The sequence below is a fragment of the Hugenholtzia roseola DSM 9546 genome (genome assembly GCF_000422585.1).
GTDB classification, from domain to species: domain Bacteria; phylum Bacteroidota; class Bacteroidia; order Cytophagales; family Bernardetiaceae; genus Hugenholtzia; species Hugenholtzia roseola.
Genome location: NZ_AUGI01000035.1, coordinates 84,412 through 94,949 on the forward strand (window position 1 = coordinate 84,412; position 10,538 = coordinate 94,949).

Annotated in this window: 10 protein-coding genes; 4 read left to right on the plus strand and 6 right to left on the minus strand. The window is 40.9% G+C overall.

Translation table 11 applies throughout. The features are described 5' to 3' along the window. Positions 1-109: 109 nt before the first annotated feature. The 4 genes from G500_RS0103065 to G500_RS0103090 all read left to right on the plus strand — a co-directional run bounded on the left by G500_RS0103065 (position 110) and on the right by G500_RS0103090 (position 4,390). Positions 110-442 (plus strand): hypothetical protein, encoded by a 333-nt coding sequence (locus G500_RS0103065; protein WP_027001524.1) that lies wholly within the window; start codon positions 110-112, stop codon positions 440-442. A 59-nt stretch (positions 443-501) separates the two neighbouring features. Next, positions 502-2,211, plus strand: coding sequence for a 2-succinyl-5-enolpyruvyl-6-hydroxy-3-cyclohexene-1-carboxylic-acid synthase (menD, locus tag G500_RS0103070; RefSeq protein WP_027001525.1), 1,710 nt, complete (start codon positions 502-504; stop codon positions 2,209-2,211). Positions 2,212-2,251: 40 nt separating this feature from the next. After that, positions 2,252-2,869 carry a dethiobiotin synthase gene (bioD, locus tag G500_RS0103075; protein WP_027001526.1) on the plus strand — a complete coding sequence of 206 codons (618 nt, stop codon included), beginning with the start codon at positions 2,252-2,254 and terminating at the stop codon, positions 2,867-2,869. 456 nt (positions 2,870-3,325) lie between these two features. Then, the gene (locus G500_RS0103090) at positions 3,326-4,390 is read left to right on the plus strand and encodes a FecCD family ABC transporter permease (RefSeq protein WP_035756165.1); all 1,065 of its coding nucleotides are present in this window, start codon (positions 3,326-3,328) and stop codon (positions 4,388-4,390) included. A 140-nt stretch (positions 4,391-4,530) separates the two neighbouring features. On the opposite strand, the gene G500_RS0103095 is transcribed toward G500_RS0103090, so the two are convergent. From G500_RS0103095 to G500_RS0103125, 6 genes are all read right to left on the minus strand, one after another. Then, positions 4,531-5,274, minus strand: coding sequence for an outer membrane beta-barrel protein (locus tag G500_RS0103095; protein ID WP_027001528.1), 744 nt, complete (start codon positions 5,272-5,274; stop codon positions 4,531-4,533). A gap of 4 nt (positions 5,275-5,278) precedes the next feature. Beyond that, positions 5,279-6,025 (minus strand): hypothetical protein, encoded by a 747-nt coding sequence (locus G500_RS0103100; RefSeq protein ID WP_027001529.1) that lies wholly within the window; start codon positions 6,023-6,025, stop codon positions 5,279-5,281. Positions 6,026-6,526: 501 nt separating this feature from the next. Continuing rightward, complete coding sequence (locus G500_RS0103110) at positions 6,527-7,414, minus strand: TlpA family protein disulfide reductase (protein ID WP_027001530.1); 888 nt, start codon at positions 7,412-7,414, stop codon at positions 6,527-6,529. Between the two features lie 75 nt (positions 7,415-7,489). Further along, positions 7,490-8,164 carry a bacteriocin fulvocin C-related protein gene (locus G500_RS0103115; protein ID WP_027001531.1) on the minus strand — a complete coding sequence of 225 codons (675 nt, stop codon included), beginning with the start codon at positions 8,162-8,164 and terminating at the stop codon, positions 7,490-7,492. 433 nt (positions 8,165-8,597) lie between these two features. After that, entirely contained in the window at positions 8,598-9,368 is a 771-nt protein-coding gene (locus tag G500_RS0103120; protein ID WP_027001532.1) for a hypothetical protein, read from the minus strand. A 25-nt stretch (positions 9,369-9,393) separates the two neighbouring features. Next, a partial coding sequence (locus G500_RS0103125) for a DUF4848 domain-containing protein (RefSeq protein ID WP_211220125.1) occupies positions 9,394-10,538 on the minus strand: 1,145 nt, incomplete at its 5' end.

Here is a 10,538-nt window from a genome sequence, read left to right on the forward strand (position 1 = left end):
TGCCTTAGTACGAAAAGCGAAAAAAAGCCCCTCTGCTGCCTTTTGGCAGACTTTTCTATTCGTATTTTTTTATATATTCTGCCTATTTTTCAAAAAAAATCCTCTTTTTATGCAAAAATTTAGTTTTGTTTTGGTCGCACTTATTTCAGTAGCGGCTCTCAATGGCATCATAGGTTTTGCCGTAGCCTATTTTATGTCCCCTTACAAGAGTGTCCATCCACACGATTTAGGGCTTTGGAGCTTTTTTCTGATGGCAGGAGCTTGGCTTTTGGCAATGATTTTCGCCCTCGTTTTGAGTATCGTAAAAGCCGTTAAGATGGAGCTACCTTTGGCGCAGGAGGCTTTCAAGGCAGGGATTTTACAATCGGTGGGCTATTCGTTTTTCTTTTTCTTGGCGGTCGCGATTTTGCTTATCTTCTTAGACGAATTTTATCGATATTGATAGGCTTTTCGTAACTTGCAGGCGTTTCACTACCCTTTGGGGTTTAAAAAAGACTCGCTATGGCATACGCTTTCCAACCTACCTTCGATATTCCCGAAATTTGCTACCAACATGGCATCACAAAAGCGGTGCTTTGCCCTGGCTCACGCTCTGCACCGCTTACCTTAGCCTTTGCGCGTCATAAGCACATAGAAACGTTCCTTTTTTCAGACGAACGGTCGGCGGCTTTTATCGCCTTAGGCATGGCACAAAGTCTGGGCGAAACCGTAGTCTTGGTCTGTACTTCGGGAACAGCAGCCTATAATTTTGCCCCTGCCGTAGCGGAAGCCTTTTTTCAGAAAATTCCGCTTCTGATACTAACGGCAGACCGCCCCCCCGAATGGATTGCCCAACAAGACGGGCAGACCATCTTCCAACAAAACCTATACGGCAAGCACGTAAAGGCATTTTTCCAACTCCCGACCGAACAGACGCACCCCGACGCAATGTGGCAGATAGAGCGTCAAGTTTCGGAAGCCCTCAATTTAGCCGCTTCCTACCCGCCTGCCCCTGTGCATCTGAACGTCCCTTTGCGCGAACCTTTCTATCCCAAATCGCAGACCAAACCTGCCAAGCAAGTACGCATCATAGAAGAATGGAGTGGCGAGCGCGTCTTGCCCGAAGCCCTTTGGAACGAACTCTACGCCCTTTGGAATGATGCAAGCCGCAAACTTATCGTAGCAGGGCAAGGTGCAAAAGATGCTGCCCTTTTGGAAGTCTTGAATCAGATAGAAGTGCCTTTGGTGAATGATATTATCGGAAATTGTCATCAGGTAAAGAAAGCCATTCGCTATCATGATGCCTTTTTGATGGCGGAGCAGGAATGGGCAGAATTGAAACCCGACTTGCTTATCACCTTTGGCGGTTCGGTGCTTTCTAAAAATCTCAAACGCTTTCTTCGCAAAATGCGCCCTGCCGCTCATTGGCATATCCAAGCCGAAGGCGAAGTAGCCGACGTTTTTCAATCCCTAACGCGCATTATTCGCCTCACGCCGCTGGCTTTTTTCGAAAAAGTATTGGCAAAGCAGCGCAAATTTGCCGAAACATATAGAAATTCCTTCTTTTTAGATAACTGGTACGCGCTTAATGCAGAAATTGCCGACCTCAATACACGCTATTTAGACCCTGCCCATCAGCCACTCTTTTCGGAATTTTCCGCCGTCAAGACCCTGCTTGCTGCCCTACCCAACACAACGGTCTTGCATCTGGGCAATAGCATGCCTGTGCGTTATGCCAATTTCATCAACCTCGACCCGACACAAGAGGTAGAAGTCTTTGCCAATCGTGGCACAAGTGGTATAGATGGCTGCAATAGCACTGCCTTGGGGCATGCCTTAGCCGCCCCCGACCGCCTGCATGTCTTGCTTATCGGTGATGTGAGTTTTTTCTATGATAGAAATGCTTTTTGGCACGAACACTTGCCCAAAAACTTGCGCCTTTTGGTCTTAAATAATCATGGCTCTGGCATCTTCAAACTCGTCGAGGCAGGCGCACAGCCCGAATGTGATAACTTTTTCGTAGGAAAGCAGCCCTTAAACGCCAAAAAAGCCGCCAAAGAATACGGTTTTGAATACGAAAGAGTGAAAACAGAGGCAGAATTGGCTGAAGCCCTACCCGATTTCTTCAAAAAGAGCAAAGTCCCCAAAATCTTAGAAGTGGAAGTTGCCCTCGAAGATAGCCTACAAGTGTTTCAAGACTACAAAAAAGCGGTTTTGACTATCAATAGGTAGCCGCAGATGTTTCCCTTTGCAGCATAAAACCCAAAAAACCATGAAAAAGCGATACTTCGTTACCGCCATAGGAACGGATAGCGGAAAAACATTCTTTTCGGCTATCCTCACAGAGGCATTGCAGGCAGATTATTGGAAACCTATCCAATCGGGTAGCCCCACCGATAGTAGCCAAATCATCAAATTGCTTTCCAACCCCAAAAGCAAAGTCTTCAAAGAAGCCTACCAACTCCATCAACCCCTTTCTCCGCATGCCGCCGCCGCCCTTGAAGGGAAAAAAATAGACTTGGCACAAATAGAAATGCCCTTTTTTCAAGATACAATCGTGATAGAAGGTGCAGGGGGCATATTAGTACCCTTAAACGATACACACTTTGTAATTGATTTAGCTATAAAATTTGAAGCGGATATTATTTTAGTTGCCAATCTCTATCTGGGCAGCATCAATCATACCTTACTCTCTGCCGCCGAACTCAAAAGGCGCGGTTTATCCGTCAAAGGTATCGTTTTCAATGGCGAGCGCAATGCAGAAAGCGAGCGTATCATTTTGCACCATACAGGCTACTCCAAACTTTTGCACTTAGAGCCTGAAAAGGAAGTGAACAAGGCGGTTGTGAAAAGATATGCGGCTCTTTTGAAAGAAAAACTGATGCCATAGTTTTGTAAAAAATATAAAATATTTTGTCTTATTAAATGTTGTTACAACGGTCAGAATGTCAAAAAACGGGGTTTTGTGTTTCGCGCAAATCTGCTGAACCCCCGCCCTGCCCCAGTAATGTTAAGTTCTGCGAAAAGCCTTGTTTTGTCAAATTAGAAACGAAATAAAATTTGGACTTAAACCCTATTTTTAGGTCTGAAAACCCTATTTTATTTCAATCTTGCTGCGGACAAGGCAATGCCTTGTCCCTACATTTGAACCTGTTTTTTAGAATTTAACATCACTGCGCCCTGCCCTCCCCCCATAGGGGAGGGTTCGAAAACCAAATCATTTTTTTTGCATTTATGCAAAAAAAATGATACCATATCAAAGCCCCTCCCTTTGGGGGAGGGATTTGGGGTGGGGTGCATTTAAGGCTTCTATCGTTGTAACAACGCCTTTTATTGTTTGAAAGTTGTGAAATTTTCCTTTTGGGGCTTGTCTGCCTGTTTGTTTGTAGGCTGTGTCTTACTTTTTGGCATCGACCTTTCCGTTGGAACGGTAGCGATACCCTATGTAGAAGTGGTGCATCTCTTTTGGCAGGCTTTGAAGGCTGCTATCTTTTCCGAGGCAGTGGCAGAATCGCATTATCATTGGACAATTTTAAAAGACTTTCGCCTACCCAAAGCCATTACCGCAGTATTGGCAGGGGCTGCCCTTTCGGTGAGTGGCTTGCAGATGCAGACTTTTTTCCGCAACCCTTTGGCAGGACCCTTTGTCTTGGGGATTAGTTCGGGCGCAAGTCTGGGTGTGGCACTGCTGATGCTTTTTGTGGTGGGAAACGGCATTTTTTCTGCTTTTTTTGCCCAACTTTCAGACCTGCCTTATCAAGATTGGCTCATGGTGGGGGCTGCCTTTATTGGGGCTGCCTTAGTGTTGATGCTCATGATGCTTGCTTCTTTGCGCGTACAAAACAATATGGCACTGCTCATTGTGGGTCTGATGTTTGGTAGCATGACTTCGGCTCTCGTCAGTATTTTACAATATGTAGCCGAAGCCGACAAAATTAAGTCTTATTTGGTCTGGACTTGGGGTAGTTTGGGGCATCTCACTTGGGAAAAGTTGGGCATTTTAGCTCCCCTTATCGGAATCGGACTCTGTTTGGCTTGGCTGATTCACAAGCCCTTAGATGCCCTCCTTCTGGGCGAAGCCTACGCCGAAAGTATGGGCATGGGTATCAAGCGCACGCGATTGGCGATTATTCTTATCAATAGTTTGCTGGCAGGTTGTATTACGGCGTTTTGTGGTCCTATTAGTTTTATCGGAATTGCGGTGCCGCATTTAGCCAAATTGCTCCTTTCTACCTCCCAACACCGCTACCTCATTCCTACCGTAGCCCTCATTGGGGCAATGCTGGTCTTGGGTTGTGATATTTTTGCCACCTTCATTTTACCCGAACAAACCCTACCTATCAATATCGTAACGGCACTTTTGGGCGCACCCCTCGTGATTTGGGTCATTCTAAGAAAAAGACGACTATAACTTTTTTAGTTTTAACTGCCGTCCTCTTTATTCGAAAAAAGAAACACAGATTTTGCAGATTTTACGGTTTGGCGCGGTTTTGCCTTTAAAATCCGTTTAAAACCTGTTTAATCCGTTCAATCTGTGTTCGAAAAGTTCTCTTACTTTTTAGGTTTAGTCAAATCATAGCGCAAGCTAAAAATCAACGCCATTTTATCGCCGTAAGATTTAGTAGTGCCACTGCCCAAGACTTCGCCATTGATGCTATAATTGCCAAAACCTTCGCTTTGCTGCACCAAACCTTTCATATATTCGTAGTTAAGCGAAAAACAGAAACGTTGCCAAAAATAAGCCTCTAAACCTACACCTGCCTGCAACGCAATGTTTGTTTTGCTAATAATACTCGCCTGATGCGTTTCTAAAAAACTTTCTCCATTGACAGTGCGTGGGTTCTGCCCACTATAAGGAATTCCTTGGTAGCGGTTATATTGAAAAGTTGCGCCTGCATAGGGCGAAAGCGCAAAGATATTTTCTTTCAACCAAAAACGTTTTCCCACTTCTAAGGGAACAAAAATAGGAGCATACAGACGTGAAGAACCACCAAAACGAAGCGGATTAAAGGCATCTCTATAGTATTTATCCGCACCTACTTCAAAACCTTGTACGTAGTTGTAATGCGCTTTAATAAAACCTATCCTACCAAACATATCGTTGGCAAAATGATAGGTAGCACGAAGCCCGAACTGACCGCTATTGCGCCCGGGTGTTTTGAGAACATCACCTTGACTTTCGGCAGAGGCGTATGAGCGAATAATGCCTAATTCTGCCCCTATGCTCCAATTTTGGGCTTGAATTGCAGGAAGCATTGAAAAGAAAAGAAGAAATGCAAATGCAATTTTTTTCATAAAATTATTTTTTGAATTTAATAAAGCGAATAGGATAAGAAAGTTGTAGAGAAATAGTTGTGCCACGTGTGTAGCTATAAGTTTGGTAGGTCTGATTAGTAGTAAAATCCGTCAGCACATAGTTATTGCGATAGATGCGATTCAGACCCTGACGAAAGATAAGCGAAATGCCGAGCATCTCTTGCTGTGTTTTTTCAGTCAGCAAACGGAACGTCAGACCTGCATGCAAGGCTGCACCCCAACGCTTTTCCACCACTTCTGTATAAAAAAGCCAATTTAGCCCCATCTCTGTATCGGTATCTTCTACTTTGGGCTGACGGCGACAGAGCGAAGCCCCAAAAAGAGCGGAAAGTTGGAACAGATTAGTCTGCATTACCCTGCGAGAAGATTTCCACAAACGCGCCTCTCCTGCTATGTAGTAATGTTCTACAGGATTACGGTAGCCAACAGTAAATCGTTCTGGTGGAATATGGAAGCCATATCCTTCACGCCCCACTCCCTGATAAATACCCATACTGACCTGATAAATGCTATCTATTTGATAGCCAAGCTCTAAACCAAAGGTTGGAACTCTAGCAGCATAATTATAGCTATCTCGCTGCAAAGCAGGGTGCGGAGTAGGCTCTTTGATGTGCTGCCAAAAACCCTCTTCCCAACCGATAATAGGCTTGATATAAAGCGAAGACCTCGTAATTTGCGCTGCTAAGGGCAGAATAAAGACCCAAAGTAGTAGCACATAGAGATATTTCATAAATGAATATTATTGGGATTTTAGCTACTACCTATGACTTTATCATAGGTAGTAGCGTGATAAATTTATGGGCGTTTGGTTTTAAAGAGATAAAACGCTTCAAATTTTCAAAACGCTGCAAAGGTACATACAAAAGAAATGAATGTCCAAATGTTTGCCTTATTTTTTTCTTAGAATGATACAATTTTGGGGCAGAAAAGTAAAAGCTATTTTTTGTTTTCTAAGGCTTAAAAGCATTTCTTTATTATTTTAAGGCTCAAAAACAAGGGTTTTTCGCGATTTATTATCGCTATTTTGCATTTTTTCAGTATATTATTCTGATATTAAAAAAAATGGTACATTCTACTCCGCTCAATGGTATCCCATAGGCGAAAGTAAAAGATTTGCATTTCCAAAAGAAAAGACAATAGCTATTTTAGCTTTCTTACGAAAAACTTACATGAAAACACCCCACCTGCGGTAGGTAGGGTGTATGAGTTTATCTCTAAGCCTTCATGGAAGTTACTTTGCTGCGTTTGCCTTTTGGTACATTTCCACAATCCGTTCCTGAAAATAATCTTTAAAAGGAGGGGCGTAGCCTGCAAAATAATCTACAAGTTTGCCATTCTTGTCAAACATCAGGAAATAAGGATACGATTTCATGCCCAATTCTTCCAGAAAATGGTCGTTGGCATCTATGAAAATTTTATCTTTATTTTTTATGAATTTAAACTGCAAAATCTTTTCAGGTTTTAAGCGCGTTTCACCCAAAGCCTCATAAAGATAAACATGCTTCAAGTCCAAATTTTCTATAAATGGCTCTAAATCCATGATGGAAGCAATGCAAGGACGGCAGGTTTCGTTCCATGTTTCTATCAAAAGGGGCTTTTCTAAGGGCAGTTTTATCGTATCCAAACGCGCATCAAGAAAGGCAAAATCGCTAAGATTGAGGTCTTCGTTTAGATTGCGCTTATTGATTTCTATTTTATCCAAAGCACTAAGATAGGGGATAGGTTGATAGCCGTCTATATGATACGGATAGAAATAACAAGCAAAAAGCAAAACAACGCCTGTACTTTTCAACTCTATATTTCTAAAAGCCAAAACGATAGCAGTAAGAAGAAAAGCAAATGTTATTTTATTTACTAACAAAGCCTGCCAAGGCTGTGCCGTAAAGCCTACTATCATATACAAAACGGGACCGACCATCACCCAAAGGTAGGCGTAGCGTGCTTGCTGGTAGGTTTCTGTTTTTTTGAGTAAATAAAGTGTATAGACAGTAAAAGCGTAGCCCAAAAAAGCCGAAAACTCATTTGTGTTTTCCGACGCACTAAGCATCGTATAGCCCCAAATCGGAATAAGCGAAAGAGAGTAGAGCAGCAAAAATAGATAGTTGCGAGTGGATTTCATGTGGTAGTGTTAAATTTTATTTAGAGTTTAGTCTGTTTAAAAACACACTAAACTCTAAATATTTTCGTATTTAAATTAGCGTGGAAAGTCTGTTTCTGTGCAAGGGGACATCCAGAGTAGCCCACAGCCGTCTTTTGTAGGCTTACAGTTTGTATGTGTATCAGCACCTGTCCAACCGCACGTCCATTTACAATCACAATTCATGAGTCCTCCTTGTGCAGCTTGCGCCTTTTGACTATTGGTGCTGTTCTCTCTCACCTGCTCAAATTCTTTTTGTATACCTGTCAAAAATTGAACATCATATTCAACTTTATTAGTATCAAAACTTTCATTGTAATCATCTAATGACATAAACATTTGTATAAAATCATTTTTAGGCGTTATTTTTAACAAAGAAACAATAACTGTCTCTACCTCTTTGCTATGCCAATCTGTATCTTGTTTTGCAGTGCCTAACAAGTCTATTAGCTCTAATAACAGAGTATTATGCCTTTCAGATAAATTTCTGTTTTCAACTTGCTTAATTTTATTTATCCAAACAGCTTTTTTTTCACTAAAAGATAGTTTAGAATACTCTTCTTTGATTTCATGCTTGCTTTTAAGCATCACAAGGCTTACCCTTTTGTTTTCTAATCCTATTTGAGTTATCTCGTCGTTTGCTTCTTCTGGTGAGCAGCTCACAAGAAGAAATGAGAGAAGGAGCATCAAGCTAATGCCCTGGATTTGAGATTTGAGATTTGAGATTCTCATGTTTGTCTGAATTTAAGGATTTGGAATAAGAAAACATCTTACACTTGTAAGGTGCTGCAAAGGTAGATACAAAAAAATGAATATCCAAATGTTTGCCTTATTTTTTTCTTAAAATGATACAATTTTGGGGCATAAAAGCAAAAGCTATTTTTTGTTTTCTAAGGCTTAAAAGCATTTCTTTATTATTTTAAGGCTCAAAAACAAGGGTCTTTCGCGATTTATTATCGCTATTTTGCATTTTTTCAGTATATTATTCTGATATTAAAAAAAAGGTACATTTTACTCCGCTCAATGGTATCCCATAGGCGAAAGTAAAAGATTTGCATTTCTAAAAGAAAAGGCAATAGCTATTTTAGCTTTCTTACGAAAAACTTACATGAAAACACCCCACCTGCGGTAGGTAGGGTGTTTCATTTTTAGAATAATGAGGAGTTTATTTATCAAGGATAGCATATTTTATGCAAAAGATAAGATTTATCCTATCCAAATAATGTATCTGCTCTGCGTTTATAGAGATAGTGCCGTTATCTGGTATGTACGTTGTTCTTCCAGTAGCCATCTCTCGCAAACCCTTCAAATAGTTTGTCGATAGGACAATTGAAAAACGCTTTTTTAGATAGTACTCCAAGGCACAGCCTACTTCTATACCAACGGAGTGATTTCCTCTTTGTTCAGGTGGAATTGCCCCACTTGAGTCATGTGTCGCACGAAAAGGTTTGAAAATCAAATCAATAGAGGTAACACTGCCATTTGCCCCCCAGCCGTCTTCACGATATGCCAACCCAAAAGCATTTTTGTCTTTTTTCATTAAAGAGAATCCCACCATAGGCTTGAGAGTAAGTTTCGAGGGAATGAGCCATAGATTTTTGCCAATGCCTATAGGAATAACCCAGACATTGGCAAAGTCAAATGGTGTTCCGTCCCTAAGTTTATTTGCACCAAGTTTATAGGTAACTCTATAAGTTCCTCTATTAATGCCTGTTATTGCGAAAAACCTATCGCGTGAATCGACGTACTCGACCTTTGCACCCCAGTAGATTCCATTAGTGGGAGGCAGGTAAAAAACCTTATTTTCACCTATTGGACGATTGTGTGTAATTCCCCATTGGCTGCCTACTTCAAGTGAAAGCGAAAGTTTTTGAGCCAATAATGGAACTTTAAAAACAAAAAATAATGTGAAAATATAGAAAATAGTCTTTTTCATATCAACTGTTTTTGTATGGTTAATACTAAAATGACTGGGTACAAGAAGTATTGCCACGACCTTGAACAGTGTACTCGCCCTCTGCAAGTATCAATTGATAGTTGAACCAACCTGCGGAAGAAAGACTGTATATTTCACTATAAATCTCACTTTTTAGCATACCGTTTGTACCATAATTAAATGTGAGGGTATTAGTTTGATTTAGAATTAAATCGCGAACTCTGACTTGTCCAAACGCTCTTAGTGCCGTTGTTCTTTTCTTATTCCACCCAATAATAGGTGACTTTATTTTATTGACAGCACTAACATAAACCCCTCTATAATGAAACATATAGGGAAAGTTATTAACCGAGTAGTATTGAGAGTAAAAGGGATTTCCTTTACCTTCTACCTTCTCACTACCTACATTATTTCCATTAGATGTATCTTGGCAGTCTAACTGAACGCGCCCTGTTCTGTACTCAGAGTATTTAATTACTTTATTCACAAAAATTCCCTTTTCTTCATCTGTTTCTGTGGCACTGACAAGTAAGCCAATTTTAGCAAGGTCGCCATCAATAAGTACCTTATACATATCTTGATGGTACATTCTTATTTCTTTTCCTACCTGCACCAAGTTGCTTGTATTAAGAACTTTGCCATATTTGAAAAAAGGAAGCACTATATTCATATCAAAAGTTTTATCGTCATTGAAAGAAAAAAGCTCTTTATGTGTTTCTACAAAGGGTGCGTGAATTTTATTAGAGGCAATTAGCTCTCTGATTTGTTCGGGGCTTGCTTGCTCAAATTGGGCGCAATAGCTTTCTTGCTCGTCTATGGCTTGCTCATAGATGCTATTCAAGGACGTAAAGCCTATGGATTTTTCCCAAGCCTCGATTTCTGTTCGAGGGGTTTGATGCAATTTCTCAACTATGTTTAAAAATGTAGAGTCATCTTTGAAGACAAGCCAACCCTGCGGAGAAAGAAAAACATCTTCTTGGCGAAGGCTCTTTTCTACATTTGAAGGCAATGTAATTTCTTCTGGCGAGCAACTCACAAAAATAAGTGCAAAGAAGAACATTAAACTAATGCCCTGGATTTGAGATTTGAGATTCTCATGTTTGTCTGAATTTAAGGATTTGGAATAAGAAAACATCTTACACTTGTAAGGTGCTGCAAAGGTAGATACAA

Bases quoted from the DNA above. Each gene is read 5' to 3' on its own strand.
- G500_RS0103065 (WP_027001524.1), top strand. From the start codon at position 110: ATGCAAAAATTTAGTTTTGTTTTGGTCGCACTTATTTCAGTAGCGGCT.
- menD (WP_027001525.1), top strand. From the start codon at position 502: ATGGCATACGCTTTCCAACCTACCTTCGATATTCCCGAAATTTGCTAC.
- bioD (WP_027001526.1), top strand. From the start codon at position 2,252: ATGAAAAAGCGATACTTCGTTACCGCCATAGGAACGGATAGCGGAAAA.
- G500_RS0103095 (WP_027001528.1), bottom strand. From the start codon at position 5,274: ATGAAAAAAATTGCATTTGCATTTCTTCTTTTCTTTTCAATGCTTCCT.
- G500_RS0103100 (WP_027001529.1), bottom strand. From the start codon at position 6,025: ATGAAATATCTCTATGTGCTACTACTTTGGGTCTTTATTCTGCCCTTA.
- G500_RS0103110 (WP_027001530.1), bottom strand. From the start codon at position 7,414: ATGAAATCCACTCGCAACTATCTATTTTTGCTGCTCTACTCTCTTTCG.
- G500_RS0103115 (WP_027001531.1), bottom strand. From the start codon at position 8,164: ATGAGAATCTCAAATCTCAAATCTCAAATCCAGGGCATTAGCTTGATG.
- G500_RS0103120 (WP_027001532.1), bottom strand. From the start codon at position 9,368: ATGAAAAAGACTATTTTCTATATTTTCACATTATTTTTTGTTTTTAAA.